The organism is Enterobacter sp. UNJFSC 003, from assembly GCF_036903355.1.
Taxonomy (GTDB): Bacteria; Pseudomonadota; Gammaproteobacteria; order Enterobacterales; family Enterobacteriaceae; genus Enterobacter.
In genome coordinates this window covers 16,468-33,687 of sequence record NZ_JBAKHK010000008.1, presented here as the reverse complement: position 1 = coordinate 33,687, position 17,220 = coordinate 16,468, and the positions used below count along the sequence as shown (strand labels likewise).

General features: G+C 54.7%; 14 protein-coding genes. 6 read left to right on the top strand and 8 right to left on the bottom strand.

Annotated features, from left to right (window positions below; genetic code table 11):
• Nucleotide 1: 1 nt before the first annotated feature.
• Nucleotides 2–1,591, bottom strand: coding sequence for an STY4199 family HEPN domain-containing protein (locus V5P19_RS17210; protein WP_334405430.1), 1,590 nt, complete (start codon nucleotides 1,589–1,591; stop codon nucleotides 2–4).
• Between the two features lie 149 nt (nucleotides 1,592–1,740).
• Here V5P19_RS17210 and V5P19_RS17205 point away from each other — a divergent pair, with 149 nt between their 5' ends.
• The gene (locus V5P19_RS17205; RefSeq protein WP_334405428.1) at nucleotides 1,741–2,280 is read left to right on the top strand and encodes a GNAT family protein; all 540 of its coding nucleotides are present in this window, start codon (nucleotides 1,741–1,743) and stop codon (nucleotides 2,278–2,280) included.
• 71 nt (nucleotides 2,281–2,351) lie between these two features.
• Complete coding sequence (locus tag V5P19_RS17200; RefSeq protein ID WP_334405426.1) at nucleotides 2,352–2,678, top strand: lysozyme; 327 nt, start codon at nucleotides 2,352–2,354, stop codon at nucleotides 2,676–2,678.
• Here V5P19_RS17200 and V5P19_RS17195 read toward each other — a convergent pair.
• Both V5P19_RS17195 and V5P19_RS17190 read right to left on the bottom strand, forming a co-directional pair.
• Nucleotides 2,657–3,259 carry a response regulator transcription factor gene (locus tag V5P19_RS17195; RefSeq protein WP_334405425.1) on the bottom strand — a complete coding sequence of 201 codons (603 nt, stop codon included), beginning with the start codon at nucleotides 3,257–3,259 and terminating at the stop codon, nucleotides 2,657–2,659. The two genes, V5P19_RS17200 and V5P19_RS17195, sit on opposite strands and share 22 nt — an antisense overlap.
• A gap of 171 nt (nucleotides 3,260–3,430) precedes the next feature.
• Complete coding sequence (locus tag V5P19_RS17190; protein WP_334405424.1) at nucleotides 3,431–4,189, bottom strand: SDR family oxidoreductase; 759 nt, start codon at nucleotides 4,187–4,189, stop codon at nucleotides 3,431–3,433.
• A 119-nt stretch (nucleotides 4,190–4,308) separates the two neighbouring features.
• Here V5P19_RS17190 and V5P19_RS17185 point away from each other — a divergent pair, with 119 nt between their 5' ends.
• From V5P19_RS17185 to V5P19_RS17175, 3 genes are all read left to right on the top strand, one after another.
• Complete coding sequence (locus V5P19_RS17185; protein WP_334405422.1) at nucleotides 4,309–5,208, top strand: LysR family transcriptional regulator; 900 nt, start codon at nucleotides 4,309–4,311, stop codon at nucleotides 5,206–5,208.
• 50 nt (nucleotides 5,209–5,258) lie between these two features.
• On the top strand, nucleotides 5,259–6,284 hold the full coding sequence (gene yhjD, locus V5P19_RS17180; RefSeq protein ID WP_334405420.1) for an inner membrane protein YhjD: 1,026 nt from the start codon (nucleotides 5,259–5,261) through the stop codon (nucleotides 6,282–6,284).
• Nucleotides 6,285–6,545: 261 nt separating this feature from the next.
• The gene (locus tag V5P19_RS17175) at nucleotides 6,546–7,868 is read left to right on the top strand and encodes an MFS transporter (RefSeq protein WP_334405419.1); all 1,323 of its coding nucleotides are present in this window, start codon (nucleotides 6,546–6,548) and stop codon (nucleotides 7,866–7,868) included.
• Nucleotides 7,869–7,928: 60 nt separating this feature from the next.
• Here V5P19_RS17175 and V5P19_RS17170 read toward each other — a convergent pair whose 3' ends face one another.
• Both V5P19_RS17170 and pdeH read right to left on the bottom strand, forming a co-directional pair.
• A complete protein-coding gene (locus tag V5P19_RS17170; RefSeq protein WP_334405417.1) occupies nucleotides 7,929–9,971 on the bottom strand; it encodes an AsmA family protein in 2,043 nt (680 codons plus the stop codon).
• A 65-nt stretch (nucleotides 9,972–10,036) separates the two neighbouring features.
• Nucleotides 10,037–10,810, bottom strand: a complete 774-nt coding sequence (gene pdeH / locus V5P19_RS17165) for a cyclic-guanylate-specific phosphodiesterase (protein WP_334405415.1) — start codon at nucleotides 10,808–10,810, stop codon at nucleotides 10,037–10,039.
• 230 nt (nucleotides 10,811–11,040) lie between these two features.
• Here pdeH and V5P19_RS17160 point away from each other — a divergent pair, with 230 nt between their 5' ends.
• Nucleotides 11,041–11,970, top strand: a complete 930-nt coding sequence (locus V5P19_RS17160; RefSeq protein ID WP_334405413.1) for a sugar kinase — start codon at nucleotides 11,041–11,043, stop codon at nucleotides 11,968–11,970.
• Between the two features lie 39 nt (nucleotides 11,971–12,009).
• Here V5P19_RS17160 and V5P19_RS17155 read toward each other — a convergent pair whose 3' ends face one another.
• The 3 genes from V5P19_RS17155 to hmsP all read right to left on the bottom strand — a co-directional run bounded on the left by V5P19_RS17155 (nucleotide 12,010) and on the right by hmsP (nucleotide 17,181).
• The gene (locus V5P19_RS17155; protein ID WP_334405411.1) at nucleotides 12,010–13,503 is read right to left on the bottom strand and encodes a pitrilysin family protein; all 1,494 of its coding nucleotides are present in this window, start codon (nucleotides 13,501–13,503) and stop codon (nucleotides 12,010–12,012) included.
• Nucleotides 13,504–13,728: 225 nt separating this feature from the next.
• Nucleotides 13,729–15,015, bottom strand: a complete 1,287-nt coding sequence (locus V5P19_RS17150; RefSeq protein ID WP_334405409.1) for a dicarboxylate/amino acid:cation symporter — start codon at nucleotides 15,013–15,015, stop codon at nucleotides 13,729–13,731.
• A 159-nt stretch (nucleotides 15,016–15,174) separates the two neighbouring features.
• Complete coding sequence (gene hmsP, locus V5P19_RS17145) at nucleotides 15,175–17,181, bottom strand: biofilm formation regulator HmsP (protein WP_334405407.1); 2,007 nt, start codon at nucleotides 17,179–17,181, stop codon at nucleotides 15,175–15,177.
• Nucleotides 17,182–17,220: the final 39 nt, after the last annotated feature.

Sequence of the window (17,220 nt, the reverse complement as noted above, 5' to 3'; positions counted from 1 at the left end):
CCTATCGAATCACATCATAAATGGCGGTCTGAATGGACTGCCATTTTTTGGTGGCCGCATCCGGCTGCGATTTTGCGCGCCGCGTTGCCATGTCCACATCATGCTGCTGACGTTTTACCACCGCCGGAACGGTGCAAAACGCTTGCAGATACTGCTTACGCATTGACGTCAGGGATTCGCCATTCGACATGGCGTGGCTGAGCGTATTGATAAAGCGTCGGCATGGCTTCTCTTCCACCATATTCTGCCGATAACGCAACATCAGCTCCAGCACATCGTCGTGGTCTGCCGACATCGCCTCTTCCGTCCATGACAGCTTCCAGTCCATCCCGCCCTGTAAAAAGAGTTGCGCCACGCGCGTATCGTTACGATTGATGGCTGAACGGAAATTGTTCTCGTCCCAGCTGACGCCCATGCGCGTCAGCGTCTCCCGCGATGAAGGTGCTTCACGCATCTCTTGAGGCGGCGGCGTTTCTGTTGCCGCCACAGCGGCCTGCTGCGGTTTGGGACTGGTCACCAGCCAGAATCCGCCCGCCACAATCGCGATGACCATGACCCCCACGGCGCCCCACAGCATGCCGGAAATGAGCTGTTCTCGCTGTTCCGGCGTTCGCGGCGCGCGCTGGGCCGGTTTTTCAATCGTGTCACGAACTTCAAACAGATCGCCGCCGGTGACCCGATCCATTTTCTGTGCCTTTTCCCAGAAGTTATGCAGCTCGCTGGCATCCACCGCCATCAGTCCGGCCGGGTTGATGCGCGTTCTCCCTTCTTCAAACGCACGCTGAACAGGCCGGGTGATTTGAGAATAGTAGTTATCCAGCAGCAGGATCTGCGCTGAACTTAACGTCTGCTGCACGGCAATGGCGTTGCGGATCTGGCGGATATCATCAAGGAAGGTTTGCAGCGTTTTGCGGGGTTCAATCAACAGCGTCAGCATGGCGGAATCGCTAAACAGCGAGGCGTAATAGCGGCTAAATTCCTTCTTATCCACCAGCAGCTGCGCCAGCTCGCTGAACATCATACCGCTCAGAACGTCGTTAATTTCGCCGTGCTTTAACCAGCGTCGCACGCGGTCAGCATTGAACAAAGTCTTAAGATGGTTGTTGAGCCGTACCTGATCGGGCCACGCCTGCTGAATCAACCCTTTTATCATCAGCTCAATAGCGCGTACCTGCTTGTGCGCCTGCTGCTGCTGAAGCTCGCTGCCGGATGCCAGTTCGCTGTCGTAGGTCAGAAGAGGCTGCTGCATGCGGAGATGTTCCAGCGTGGTGACAAACCGCATCGCCGCGATGAGCTGGTTTTCACTGACGTCCTGACCGCTTTCATATTGCGGCACACGCTGCTGCAACAGACGCAGCTGAAGCGTAAATTCCGACATTTCAGCATCGTTCAGGTGAAGTTGCTTCGCCACCGCGGCCCATCCCCCCAGGCTTAAGCGAGCATTGTCCAGCTGTTCCAGGAACCAGCGAGGATCTTTACCTTCAGAAACATGTACATTCAGGAGAAGCAGGATTTCCACCGAGGCTTGCCGAATGACGGCCAGGCAGTGTTCAAACTGTTCGCGAATATGATGTGATGTGCTGAGCGTCATTATTTTCCTTCAAAGACAACGAAAACAACTGGGTCGGGCATGAAGCCGCTGTTTTTTCTTTTTATTTATATGCGGTTAAACATACCTGACTTTCTGTTGAAATAAAGTGACAACCCTATAATCATGTAAAATGTTTCAGGAGAATCTGAATGCCTGTGTTGACCACTTCACGACTAACCTGCTCGCCGCTGCAGGAGAGCGACTGGCCCTTTTTCCTGGCGTTACAGCAAGACCCGGACGTTATGCGTTTTGTCGCACAAGACCGACCGGTGACGGCGATCCGTGAAGCTTTTGATTCTCGTCTTCCCCTCTGGTCTCCGGGCAGCGCTCGCTGGTTATGCCTTGTGGTGCGCGATACGGCCACGCAGATCCCTCTTGGCGTCACCGGCTACATCCATCGGGAAGCGGATTGCGCCGAGGTCGGTTTTCTCTTCGCCCCAACGGCACAGGGAAAAGGGTATGGCTTCGAATCGCTGCAGGCGCTTTGTGATTATGCCTTTCAACACGGGGGGATCCGCCGGCTGACCGCCACCGTCACGGCAGGCAATATCGCCTCAAGACGGCTGCTGGAAAAAGCAGGTTTTCACCTGGAAGGGGAACTGCGCGAGAGCTATTTCCTTGCCGGACGCTGGCATAATGACTGGCTCTTGGGCTTATTGAAGCATGAGTACCTGGATAATCACTGCTGATTAACGGCCATTTGGCGGATATTTATCGTATTCCCTTTCCTCTACAGTAATGTCTGAGAGAGGAAAAGAATATGCTGAAGACATCTTCTGCTGCCGTAGCGTTAATTAAAAAACAGCAGGGCCTGTCCCTGGAAAAATATCGTGATGAGAATGGGATCGGCGTCATTGGATATGGGCACGTCATCCTGCACTGGGAACGCGTTCGCGGGCTGATTTCGTCCGAGGAAGCAGAGCGGTTGCTGAATAATGATATTCAAATTTATGAGACGCTGATTCAGGAAAATATTCCCCAGCCATTAACGCAACACCAACACGATGCGCTGGTGTTGTTCATGTTCAATTTTGGGCCGTCGTCCTGCCCGGTGAAAGCCGTTGCTCAGGCGGTGAGCCGGGTATAGCACATCGCGGCCTGGGTGCGATTTTTAACCTCCAGCCGCCGGAAGAGTGCTTCCAGATGAACTTTGACCGTTGCCGCGCTGATGTTCAGGCTGCGGCCAATCTCCTTGTTGGACTCTCCAGCTGCCAGCAGCTTCAAGACTTCGCGCTGGCGCTCGCTTAAGGCGCGTAACGGCTGTTGCACCGATGGCTGCGAGAGCCACTCGCCGGGAAAACAGATCATTCCCTTTGAAACGGATTCCAGCACCGAGGAAAACCGTTCCGGGCATGCGCTGCGGGGAATAATGGCCATGACGTTGCGCTGCAACATCTGTTCAGCCCAACGCGGCTCTTTTTGCGGCAATATCATCACCACGCGTAGTGCAGGGAAGCGAGTCATAACCTCTTCCAGAAATGCGGGGCCTTCATTATGGATTAATTTCCCGTCAATCATGACGATAGCAGAGGGTGACGCGGAGAGTTGCGCCCATAATTCATCCGTCTGCCGGGCTCCCGTCATCGTTATTCCTGGAATTAATGTCTGCAGACTGGTTATCGCTCCCTGAATAAATATCGACTCCCTGTCAAACATGATTACTCGCATGGTATTTTTCCTCTAAAAATAGCGAGGGGAATTCTACAGAGGGGTTATTTAAGAAAAAACTCAATGAAGAAACAGGTTACAATTCAAGCAGCGTTCTTTATATCTTCCAGTATCTGGACACACCTTACTTAAGGAAATCCTTAAAGGGTTCCCTCCCCTTAAGACGGCGGATCACAAGAACATACCGCCTGATACTTCAATACGTTGCGCGTTCATCCAGCCCAGTTTATCGCTGAGCAGCGCCGCAATCGCATCGCCTATATCGTCAGGCAGACCCACCCTTCCCAGCGCCGTTTGTGAAGCCAGGAGCTGATTCAGCTGTGCATTGTCCCGCACCCGGCCGCCGCCAAAATCGGTTTCGATCGCGCCAGGAGCGATGATATTCACAGCGATCCCGCGCGCCCCAAGCTCTTTCGCCTGATAACGGGTTAACACTTCCATCGCCCCTTTCATTGCTGCGTAGGCGCCAGAGCCAGGCTGCGTGAATCGGGCAAGGCCGCTGGAGACGTTCAGGATACGACCGCCGTCATTGATCAATGGCAGCAGGCGCTGCGTAAGGAAAAACGGCCCTTTGAAATGGACGTTCAGGGCGTCATCAAACTGGGCTTCCGTGGTCTCGGCATAAGGTGCGTACAGCCCCGTCCCGGCGTTGTTTAATAAATAATCAAAGGTGTCGCGCTGCCAGACGGTATTGAGGGTTTCCTGCAGTTGTCGCGCAAACGCGTCGAAGGTGGCAACATCACCGACGTTAAGCTGTAACGCTGCTGCTTTAACCCCTTTTCCCTGAATTTCACGCACCACGTCCAATGCTTCCTGCTGGCTGCGGTTATAGGTCAGGATAATTCCCGTTCCATCCTCAGCCAGCTTCAGGGCTGCGTTTTTACCCAAGCCACGGCTACCACCGGTCACTAATGCAATACGTTCAGTCATATAAAACCTCATTTCGTCTGTTATGGAGATTGAGAAAGAGCTTATTAGGTGATAGAAAATCAATAAAGAGGGCAATAAACGCTTCACTGTTTCAATAAGAACAACAATGAGCCAGATCTATGGATAAAATTCACGCAATGCAGCTGTTTGTCCGGGTCGCAGAACTGGAGAGTTTTTCTCGGGCCGCAGAAACGTTGAGTCTGCCAAAAGGCAGTGTTTCACGTCAGATACAGTCGCTGGAAAACCGGCTGGGCACGCAGCTATTGCACCGCACCACGCGCCGCGTCAGCCTGACGCAGGACGGTATGGTCTATTACGAACGGGCAAAAGATCTGCTGGCGAACCTCGATGAACTGGACGGCATGTTCCAGCATGACCCCTCCACTATCAGCGGACGGTTACGCGTTGACATGCCCGTCGGCGTTGCTCGAAATTTAGTCATCCCAAAACTCCCCGCCTTTTTGCAGCACTATCCAGGCATTGAGCTGGAGTTGAGCAGCAGCGATCGGCTGGTCGATGTTATTCGCGAAGGATTTGACTGCGTGGTGCGCGTAGGCACGTTGAAAGACTCCGGCCTCATCGCCCGCCCGCTGGGCAAGCTGTCGGTGATTAACTGTGCCAGCCCGGATTATCTGACGCGTTTTGGCTATCCAGAAACGCTGGAAGATTTAGGCTCTCACGCCGTCATTCACTATGCCGCCACGCTGGGGAACCGTCCGCAGGGCTTTGAATTTTATAATGGCGCGTCAACACAGTGGATGAAAACTGGAGGCGTGTTAACCGTCAACAGCACGGAAACCTATCAGGCGGCCTGTATCGCCGGGCTGGGGATTATTCAGGTGCCGCGCGTTGGCGTGCGTGATGCCCTGCGCACAAAAAAACTGGTCGAAATTTTGCCGCAATATCGGGCCGAACCGATGCCAGTGTCTCTGATTTACCCGCATCGCCGGAACCTCTCCCGCCGGGTGCACTTGTTTATGGAATGGCTTACCGACCTGACAAAAGCTTATGTGGACTAGACACAAGCTATAATTCAGTAACCTCCAGCTCAACGAAAAGGAAAATGCGCGTGACGCCGGAAAACAACCCGCAACGACCAACACCACATTTAGAGTACGATCCCATCAAAAAGATGGAAACTGAGCCCGAGCAGCCAGACTCGCCAGGCAAGGCCAGTAAAGCGCTGGATACCGTGACCAGCACGGCGGAGAAAATCCAGCGCCGCCCGATGATTGCACACCTGATACGCGCAACCGAGCGCTTTAACGACCGTATGGGTAATCAGTTCGGCGCGGCTATCACCTACTTCTCTTTTTTATCGATGATTCCGATCCTGATGGTGTCATTCGCGGCAGCAGGTTTTGTGCTGGCCTCGCACCCGACGCTGCTGCAGGACATCTTCAATAAAATCCTGACCAACGTCAGTGACCCCACGCTCGCCGCCACGCTTAAAAGCACCATCAATACCGCCGTGCAGCAGCGCACCACGGTCGGTATTGTCGGTTTGCTGATTGCGCTCTATTCCGGTATCAACTGGATGGGCAACCTGCGCGAAGCTATTCGCGCCCAGTCACGCGACGTATGGGAGCGCACGCCGCAGGATCAGGAAAAAATTTGGGTTAAGTATTTTCGCGACTTTGTGTCATTGATTGGCCTGCTTATCGCGCTGATCGTGACGCTTTCCATCACCTCCGTCGCCGGCTCGGCACAGCAGATGATTATCTCTGCCCTCTATCTCGATTACATCGAATGGCTTAAGCCCGCCTGGCGCGGCATTGGGCTGGCGATATCCATTTTTGCCAACTACCTGCTGTTTTTCTGGATTTTCTGGCGCTTGCCCCGACATCGCCCGCGCAAGAAAGCGCTGATCCGTGGAACCTTGATTGCGGCAATCGGTTTTGAAGTCATCAAAATTGTGATGACCTATACCCTGCCGTCACTGGTGAAATCCCCTTCCGGGGCCGCATTCGGCTCGGTGTTGGGGTTGATGGCCTTTTTCTATTTCTTTGCCCGCCTGACGTTGTTCTGCGCGGCGTGGATTGCCACCGCCGAGTACAAAGATGACCCGCGCATGCCGGGGAAAACGCACCGCTAAACCGCTTATCGGGCTGAAATTTCAGCCCGATTCGTCATTTCAGCATATAAATCCAGTCCGTAACTTTTATTTAACTAAAAACCAGTTTTATCATCTGATATTTAAAATCTGTGAAGCATTTCATGGAAGTGTTTTGGCTGGCGCGAAAATTATCCGCTTTTTGTTGCTTTTATCACCACACGGTGAGTTTGTTACACATTGAAATGTCGCTTTTGCTATGCCTAATATGGCCGTTCGTTCGTCCAAAAATAAGAAAATATTATGCAAGCAACAGCCACCACACTCGACTCCGGGGCGGAAAACGTTCCAGTAAATTCGCGCAATAAAGTTGTCGTCGCATCGCTGATTGGTACCGCCATTGAGTTCTTCGACTTTTATATTTATGCCACCGCAGCGGTTATTGTCTTTCCGCATATCTTCTTCCCGCAGGGTGACCCGACGGCGGCTACGCTTCAGTCTCTGGCAACCTTTGCTATCGCCTTCGTTGCGCGTCCTATTGGTTCGGCGGTCTTTGGTCATTTTGGCGATCGCGTTGGCCGTAAAGTGACGCTTGTGGCTTCTCTGCTGACGATGGGGATTTCGACCGTCGCCATTGGCCTGCTGCCGACGTATGAAACCATCGGCATTCTGGCGCCGGTACTGCTGGCGCTGGCACGTTTTGGGCAAGGTCTGGGTCTGGGCGGCGAATGGGGTGGCGCGGCACTGCTGGCAACCGAGAATGCACCACCGCGTAAACGCGCGCTTTACGGCTCATTCCCACAGCTGGGCGCACCCATTGGCTTCTTCTTCGCCAACGGCACGTTCCTGCTGCTCTCCTGGCTGCTGACGGACGAACAGTTCATGAGCTGGGGCTGGCGTATTCCATTTGTCTTCTCTGCCGTGCTGGTGCTGATTGGCCTGTACGTGCGCGTCTCGCTGCATGAAACGCCGGTCTTCGCCAAAGTGGCCGCCGCCAAGAAACAGGTCAAGGTCCCGCTGGGCACACTGCTGACCAAACACGTCCGCGTAACCGTGCTGGGCACGTTTATCATGCTGGCGACCTACACGCTGTTCTACATTATGACCGTTTACTCCATGACGTTCAGCACGGCGGCAGCACCGGTTGGGTTAGGCCTGCCGCGTAACGAAGTGCTGTGGATGCTGATGATGGCAGTGATTGGATTTGGTGTGATGGTGCCAATTGCAGGCCTGCTGGCAGACAAATTTGGTCGTCGCTCAAGCATGATTGTGATTACCACGCTGATTATTCTGTTCGCCCTGTTCGTCTTCCCGCCGCTGCTGGGTTCAGGTAGCCCGACGATGGTGATGGCGTACCTGCTCATCGGCCTGAGCCTGATGGGGCTGACCTTCGGCCCAATGGGTGCCCTGCTGCCGGAGCTGTTCCCGACGGAAGTCCGTTATACTGGAGCCTCTTTCTCCTATAACGTCGCCTCCATTTTGGGTGCTTCCGTTGCGCCGTACATCGCCACCTGGCTGCAGGCCAACTATGGTCTGTTCTATGTCGGCGTCTATCTGGCAGCCATGGCGGCACTGACGCTGATTGCGCTGCTGCTGACGCATGAGACGAAGCATCAGGCACTGTAATTCACTGCGGCCTGATGCCCTCACCTCAGCCCTCTCCCTGTGGGAGAGGGAAAAACAGAGCTACTTTTTCATCTGCGCCAAAATATTCCGGCACTGGTTGGCATCCCCTTCAGACGGTGAGATTAACGCCAGCAGCGCCGCTGCCGGCGTGACCAGCGTGGCGAGCGCGGCTGCAACCGCACCGCGGGCAATCAGCGGCCCGGCTTTCACGCCGGCCTGCGGATTTTTAAAGGTACCGCGCACGTAGAGCGGCGAGCGCAGGGTGATGATACGGATCCCTTTACTCTCCGGATCGATGGTCAAATCCAGCTGCTCTGAGGCCATACTGGCGGTACCCGTCACGTTAATCACCGCATTTTCCGTGTCGAAGGCGAAAATCTGCGGGCGTGCCACGCCGTTGACCAGATCCACGTTTGCCGCCGCACAGTTCACCCGTACCTCATCGTCTCCGAAGATTTGCCCGATGATAAAGTTCCCGACGTTCAGCCCCAGGATCTCCATCAGGTTGCGGCTGATCAGCCCATCGTTCATCAGCAGCTTCAGGTTACCATTGCCGCTGCCCAGCAGGGCCGCCACCGAGTTCCCCACGCCGCGAATGTCCGCATCGCCGTTCATTTCACCGAGCGTTTTCTGCATCAGTTCGACGTTAGGCATCAGCTCCTTCAGCTTGAGCCTGCGCGCCTTAATCTCCGCCCGTCCCTGCATCGGCTTTTTATCGCCTTCCAGATGAACGTTCGAGGAGATGGTGCCGCCCGCCAGGCCAAATTTGAGCGGCTGCAGGCGCAGGTCAGCATTTTTGAGGATGATATGGGTTGAGAGGTCGCTTATTGGCAACGTGCTGCCGTGCTCGATTTTACGCCCCTTGAAGCGCACGTCCGCATCCATCACATCCCATTTATCGGTTTCAAAACGATCGTAAGGCAGCACTTTGTCGGCAGGCTGCGCGTCCTTTTTCACCTCTTTTGACTTCGTACCTTTACCGGAATCTACGCCGATCAGCGGCCCCAGGTCGGCAAGGCGCAGCTGGCGGGACTCAACATCCCCTTCCAGTTTCGGACGCGGTTTCCCGGTGGTGTAGGTCAGCGAGCCGTGAATGTCACTGTCACCAATGCGACCGTTGAAATCCCGATACTCATAGGCCGAGGATTTTTCGGTATCGATTTTTGCCACCAGACGCCCGTCGGTTTCAAACGGTGGGGTATCGGGCAGCAGTACCCCCGTGAGATCGTACAACTCTCCCAACGAATCGCCGGCAAATTTCAGCTGCAGGTCAACGCCGCCCATGTTCATCGGGTCATTAACCGTCCCGACAAACGCCACGCGGGTATTGCCGGAACGGAAGTCAGCCTGCACCGGGAACGGCGTGCCTTCGCTGCGCAGTGCCAGCATACCGCCGATTTTACCGTTACCGGTCAGCGGCTGGCCGTTGTAGCGCCCCTTCGCGGTCAGGCCGAAAACGTAGTCGCCGGCTTTGGTGCCGTCTCCTTTGGTTTTACTCCCGGTGACTTCACTGAACGGCAGCGGTTTGCCCAACGGATCGACCAGGATCTCCACGTCAGCTTTGCTGACCTTATCGTCAATGGCGATCCGCCCGCGATCGAAAAGTATGTTGTCGAGACGGAATGACCATGAAGAAGGCTGGGCGTTGGGATCGTTCTCGCCGCTGCCCGCGAGGTTAAAGGTCCAGTTGTTGTTTTTTTCTGAGAGGCGGATCAGCCGCGCATCAGGCTTCTGGAGCTTGATCCACGGCAGGTAGACCGTTTTGGTCAGCAGCGCTAAGGGCGCCAGCGTGGCTTCAACGCGCGGCAGGTGAACCATCGTCACCTCCGGGATATCCGGTGGATTGCCCAGTATAATGTCATCGGCGTGAACGTGCGGCCAGGGAATCCAGCTGCGCCAGCCGGTTTCCTCTTTCTGGCGTTCCCACACGACGCCCAAATCACCGCGTATCGCGAAGGGCCTGTTCAGCTCAGTCGAGACTTTCTGGTTGATGGTCGGCTTAAGGCGGTTCCAGTCGAACGTAGCGATAATGATGATGACGACCACGATCAACAACAAGAAAATCCCTGCTGTCCAGGAGATAACCCTGGTTGCTTTTGTCATTTTTCTCCCCTTTCCTGATGACCTTGCCTGTAAAACTATAGTCCAGACAAAGGGAAGCGGACGGTTTAGAGGGTCGTTATCACGTTTTCGAGGGTATCCATCGGCACCGGACGGGAGAGGAAATAGCCTTGCGCGGCCGCGGCGGGCGAGTTTTGCACATCGCGCCATTCTTCCAGCGTTTCAACGCCTTCAACAATTACGCCCTGGCAATAGCGGTTCATCAGCTGCAGCAACAGCGTGAACAAATTGCGCCCCTCCGGCGTCTGGCGCAGCATAATAAATAGATCGCGCGCCACTTTAATGTAGTCATAGCGCACTTCGCTGAGGGCAGAGAAGTTTGCCATGCCGGTACCAAAATCATCCAGCCACAGCGGGCCAAATTCGCACATCGAGGCGAACGATGAGTCTTGCGGCAGGCGAACATGTTCAACCAGCTCAAAGCGCATCCACGGCAGTGTGCCGATCAGATCCTGCAGTTTCTCGTTCTGGCGCAGCGCCAGCAGGGTTGGACCGTCGACGTTCACCGAGGCGAGAATATTATGCTGCTCGAAAAAGGGCTTTTTGGTCGCCAGCATGGCTAGCTGCTCTTCCAGCACATCAATGCGCTGGCGAACGGCAACTCCGGCAAAATACCGATCTGGCGCGATACGCAGTGAAGGGTTTGAGGGATGGGTAACGACCGTCAAAATTTCAATCGCCATCAGTCGACCGTCGGTTCGGTAGATCGGCTGATAGGTATACGCGCGCTCACATTGCAGCCAGTAGCGATGCTCCTGCAAGTCCTCAATACTTGCCTCAGGCGTGGTGCTTTGCCGCTGGATAACCTGCTCTGACTTCATTTCAGATGTCCTGTTGTTGGGGATGGCCTTTCTGGACTCGTCACTGGGTTATCGGCGCGACAATTGAGAACTTTATGTTCAATTGGCAGGGAAAATGAAATTAAGATGTCACAAATTACCAGGAACACGCGCTGGCTCAAAAAAAATAATGGAACGTCGTTTTAATATCATTGACCACAAAATCCACACAGCGCACACTACCGTTAATTACTCTGTTCAGGTTCACGACTATGTCTAAAAAAATTGCCGTGATTGGCGAATGCATGATTGAGCTGTCACAAAAAGGTGCGGAAGTCAGCCGCGGTTTTGGTGGCGATACCTTAAACACCTCCGTTTATATTGCCCGTCAGGTTTCTCCAGAGACGCTTGCCGTCAACTACGTCACCGCGCTGGGAACCGACAGTTTTAGCCAGCAAATGCTGGAAGCCTGGCAGAGCGAACATGTTGAGACCTCGCTGATTCAGCGTATGGAAAACCGCCTGCCGGGGCTTTATTACATTGAAACCGACAGCACCGGTGAGCGTACGTTCTACTACTGGCGCAATGAAGCCGCCGCCAAATTCTGGCTCGAGAGCGATGCCGCAGCGGCCATCTGTGAAGAGCTGGCGACCTTTGATTATCTCTACCTGAGTGGGATCAGCCTGGCGATTTTAAGCCCATCCAGCCGTGAAAAGCTGATGTCGCTGCTGCATGAATGCCGCGCTAACGGCGGAAAGGTCATTTTCGATAACAACTACCGTCCGCGTCTGTGGGCCAGCCGTGAAGAAACGCAGCAGGTCTATCAACAGATGTTGCAGTGCACGGATATCGCCTTCCTGACGCTGGACGACGAAGATGCGCTGTGGGGTGAAAAACCGGTTGATGAGGTTATCGCTCGCACGCAGGCCGCAGGCGTTAATGAAGTGGTCATTAAGCGCGGCGCGGATTCATGCCTGGTCGCGATTGCGGGCAATTCGGTGGTTGAAGTACCGGCGGTGAAGCTGGCCAAAGAAAAAGTGATTGATACGACGGCGGCGGGTGATTCATTCAGCGCGGGTTATCTGGCAGTACGTCTGACGGGCGGAACGCCGGAAGCGGCCGCGCAGCGTGGACATCTGACGGCCAGCACCGTCATTCAGTACCGTGGGGCTATCATTCCGCGTGAGGCGATGCCTGCTTAAACGTCTTCACCCTCTCCCCGGCGGGGAGAGGGTATTTCGTTACTGACCCTGCGGAATATCCGTCGCATCCTGATGTAAATCATCTGCCGCTGCAGGCTGTGCTGCCTGCGATACCGGTGCCATAATGCCATTCCAGGTTGCCTGAAGTTCTTTCATGTCGTATTCCGGCTCGCCTTTCGGCTGCAGCAGGACTAACGCCATGTCCTGAGAAAGCTGCTGACGTAAATCCTGATTAAGCATCTCGACGGTCAGCCCGTTGAGGAAGTCCTGGCGCAGCTTCTGGTACTGTTCCGGTGCGATGTCCACAACCTGATTCTGCAGTGAACGAATGCGCTGGCTGATCAAAATGTCCGTATCGGCGCGGGCATAGGTCGCGAACAGCTTCTGCAGCTCAAGTTTTTTCTGCGCCACCAGCGCGTTGAACTCTTCTTCAGAAAGCCCCTCTTTGCGTACTTTTGCCAGCTCTTTCGCCACCACGCCCAAATTCGCATTCAGCTTATCGCCCGGCGACTCGACGTTAATCGCGCACTGGGCGCGCTGGAACAACACGCGGCAGTCAAAACCAAGGCCGATATTCTTGGTGTTGCTCTTGCTGAGCGTCTGCTGAACGTGCCAGAACAGGGCTTCACGCGCCAGATCGGCACGCCAGTAGCGCAGCAGCGCGGCAGATTCGCGGATAGGTTGCCAGGCGGTATCCCACATCATGGAAAGCCTGTCCTGACGCACGGTGTCCGTCATGATACTGACCGGCTCAGGGCGCAGCGGAGAGAGCGTAGGAACAGGCGCAGGCGTTTCACGCTTCCCTTTCAGCTCGCCAAACGCTTTGTTGATTTGCTCAATTACCGCACGGCTGTCTACGTTCCCGACGACAATCAGCGTCATCGCGTCCGGGGTGTACCATTTCTGGTAGAAGGATTTCACCTGCTCGGTGTCTACCGGCTGCTTCAGTGGTTCGGCCGGGTCATGACCGAGCAGCGTTGAACCTTTCAGGCGATAACGCCACCAGCCCTCTTTGGTGTCTCCGGGCCATGTGGCAACCATGTCGCTGTTGCTCAGCGCATAGTTCACGGTGTCCGGCGTAATTGCCAGATTGCCGGTAGCATCGGAGAGGTAGGTCAGGGCTTCTTTAAGCAGATCGTTACGGTTATTTGGCAGGCTCAGGTTAAACATGGTGTAGTCATACGAGACCACAGCCGGAGGCAGCGGGCGTTTAGGATCGATGGCCTGTTGCCAAAGCGAACGCACCTGAACCGCTTGCAAACTGCCGCTCTGGGTGAGCGCCAGTCGAGGAATAAAATGGCTAAAACCGGTCTGCTGGGTGCTTTCAGTGAGGGAGCCAGTATTCACAGACAGACGAATTTCGATGCGGTCACTGGGACGCTGCGGAGTGGCTAACACCTGCCACTGGAACCCATTCGCGAGTGTTCCTTGTTGCCAGGCTGGGTCTGGCTGGAGCGCATCTGCCTGCACATAACTGGCTGCTGCCATCATCAGCAAACCGCCGGTTAAGAGTCGAATTTTTGTGCCCTGCATGTGAACCCCTGATCAACATTCCTGGTTAAAAAGAGTGTCTCGCGACGCGCTTCACTCTAAAGATGACGATGAAAACACGTCGATTAGACCGCGTGTTCAGCCAAACGTCACGGTGAGAAGTGAAATATACCCAAAAAAAATCTTGTCGAATTATGACAGGTACGAACAGTTATTATGCGCAGGAGCCCGCATCCCGACAAGGGAATGCGGGCATTTATCAGTAGATTAAGAGGATAAACCGGCAGTTTTGTCGGCAGACGGGCGATTGTTTAACGTGTCGTCGAGCTTTTTGTGATCCAGCTCTTTCACCCATTTCGCCACCACAACCGTCGCCACGCCGTTACCCACCAGGTTGGTTAAGGCGCGCGCTTCAGACATAAAGCGGTCAATACCGAGGATTAACGCCAGACCCGCCACCGGCAGATGTCCCACCGCCGAAATGGTCGCCGCCAGCACGATAAATCCGCTTCCCGTGACCCCTGCGGCCCCTTTAGACGAGAGCAGGAGCACCACCAGCAGGGTTATCTGATGGAAAATGTCCATATGGCTGTTTGTCGCCTGCGCGATAAACACCGCGGCCATCGTCAGGTATATCGAGGTGCCGTCGAGGTTAAAGGAGTAGCCTGTCGGGATAACCAGCCCCACCACAGACTTACGGCAGCCCAGCTTTTCCATTTTATCGAGCATACGCGGCAGCGCGGATTCCGAAGACGATGTGCCCAACACAATCAGCAGCTCTTCGCGGATGTAGCGGATAAATTTGAAAATATTGAAACCCGCCGCGCGCGCGATGGAACCCAGCACCACCACCACGAACAGAATACAGGTGATATAGAAGCAGATAATCAGCTGGCCCAGCTGCACCAGCGTACCCACCCCGTATTTACCGATGGTGAAGGCCATCGCACCGAAAGCACCAATCGGTGCCAGGCGCATGATCATGTTGATGATGCCGAAGATGACCTGCGAGAAGCTTTCAATCACGTTGAAAATGATCTGCCCTTTGCTGCCCAGACGATGCAGCGCAAAGCCAAACATCACGGCAAACAGAAGCACCTGCAGGATATTGCCGCTGGCAAAGGCCCCGATGACGCTACTTGGAATGACGTCCAGCAGGAAGGCAACAACGCCCTGATCTTTCGCCTGCTCGGCGTACATGGCGACGGCTTTGGCATCCAGGGTTGACGGGTCAACGTTCATGCCCGCCCCGGGCTGCACCACGTTAACAATGATCAGACCGATAATCAGGGCAATGGTGCTGACCACCTCGAAATAGAGAAGCGCCACTGCACCGGTACGACCGACCGCCTTCATGCTTTCCATGCCAGCGATACCGGTCACGACCGTACAGAAGATGACAGGAGCAATGACCATTTTGATGAGCTTAACGAACGCGTCGCCAAGCGGTTTCATCTGTGCGCCCAGTTCAGGGTAGTAGTGACCAAGCAAAATACCGACTGCGATGGCTGTCAGGACCTGAAAGTAAAGGCTTTTGAAGATTGAGGTTTTCATAGGGTGTCCTTGGGAAGAAAAACCACAGGCTTTTTAAGGTTATGGTTAACCTGCGGCTCTAAAATAACACCCACATAACAGGACAGAAATAAACCTGGTTCAAATTTGAAACACAAATGTTAAGAACTTTGAGCTGGCTCGCACAAGCCAGCAACAAAATTACACGTTTGCGTCTTTACCAGCGTTGGAAAGGTAACGTTGTTCAAAAACATCGGACGGCACGGCGCGGGCAAACAGGAATCCTTGTCCGCTCTCCACGCCCGCGCCGGCTAACCAGCTGCGCTGCGCTTCCGTCTCAATACCCTCGGCAATCAGATGCAGGTTGAGGCTCCGCGCCATCTGGATGATGGCCTGCACCATGCTGCTGTCTTCCGGTAGCCCGTCGACAAAGGTTTTGTCGATTTTCAGCACATCTACCGGCAGCGTTTTCATGTGATGAAGCTGACGAAGCCCGGCATAGCCCATACCAAAATCATCCAGCGCTATACGGATACCGGCGTTACGCAGCGGTTTTAAGATGGCAACCGCATCATTAGGATCGTCAATCCGACGGCTCTCCGTGACTTCCAGAATCAGCGTATCGGGCTGGATCCGGTAACGATGGATCAGCTCCAGCATCTCAGAGACCATGGTCGGATGCATAAGCTGCAGGGCTGACAAATTGACCGAGAGCGGTAGCGTGACGCCGCGCTCCTGCCAGGCCGCCAGCTGGCGGCACGACTCCTCAAGCACCCAGTAGCCGACAGTGACCATCAGTCCACAGGACTCGATGCGCTCAATCAGCCCCTCAGGCAGCTCCCACGAGCCATCAGGCTGCTGCACACGCAGCAGCGCTTCCGCACTTTTGACTTCGCCTGTCAGCAAATTCACCTGCGGCTGGAGCCAGATGGCAAACTGACGGTTATCCAGCGCGGTGAGAATATCGCTCTCTTCGGTCAGGCGCTGCTGTGCTTTTTCCATCTGTTCTGGGTCAAAGAACTGGATTTGATTCTTTCCTTTGCGGCGGGCAGTAAAGGCTGCCGAGAACGCGCGACGATAAAGCTGTTCTGCCGTGAGATCGCCATAGTACATGGCAATCCCAATACTGGCGCTTGGGCGCAGCTGGATACCCTGAATGGGCAGACGCTCGTTAATGACAGTGAGCACTTGCTGACCTAATGTAATCGCGTGCCACGGCTCTTTCACACCGTGAGCAATAACCACAAGGTCATAGCCGCTGACCTGGGTGAGCACCATGCGCGGGGCAAGAACCGATTTGACCTTCTCCACCAGCGTCAGGAGCAGCATTTCACGCTGGCTCTCTTTGAGTACGCCCGCCGTGTCCTGCAAGGTTTCGCAGGCAATCACCATCAGCGCCGTGGTTTGCTGCCGGGCAACGGTCTGCTCAAGCAACGCCATCAGGAAGGCTTTGTTCGGTAAATCGGATACCGGGAAACGGGTGGCGCTGCTGTTGAGCTCATCCTGCTGGCGCATCGCGCGCTGCTGGTTGATATTGTAACTGCGCACCAGCATGCCTATTTCATCGTCGTGATGCAGGCGAGGAAGTTCAAGCTGATGCCCTACCTGATCCTGAGGAGAGAGATCATTCAACTGCCGGGCGATGCGTCGCAGAGGGTGTACAATGAGCCGGTTAATGCACCAGGTGAGCGCCACGCTCAGAATAAGCGTTAAAAGTAAGTAAGTGGTTACTAATGTAGCAACCCAGCTCATCACAAATTTATACATGCGATAGGAGTCGGCCTGCAGCACAAGATAGGCTAACGGCTGCGGGTTGGCGGGTCGCTCCAGGGAATAGACAGGCAGAGAGATTTGTACCGGAAGTTCAAACAGGCGCATCACCATCATCGGCACGGGGCGCTCCGGGATGAAGCTCATCCGTAATGCCTGGAACTGGTTAGGCAGCACGACATCCGCACGGCTGACAATTCCGGCAGGCTGGATGCGTTTTAAGATCGCCTCAGCCTCAGGGATATCCCCTTTCAGGATGGAGGCCGACAGCGGTTCACGCACCGAGCGGGCAATACTTTCTAATTGTGAAGCCGTGTTATAGCGATTCTGCTGTACGGAATGAAACAGCAGAATGACGCAGAAGAGAAATACAAACAGCATCGTGACGGCAGAAACCATCGCCATCTGTTTGATTGTTAAGGAACGGCTGACACGCAAAATGACTCTCCACAAAACTCGAAGCGCAGGGCGCACCAG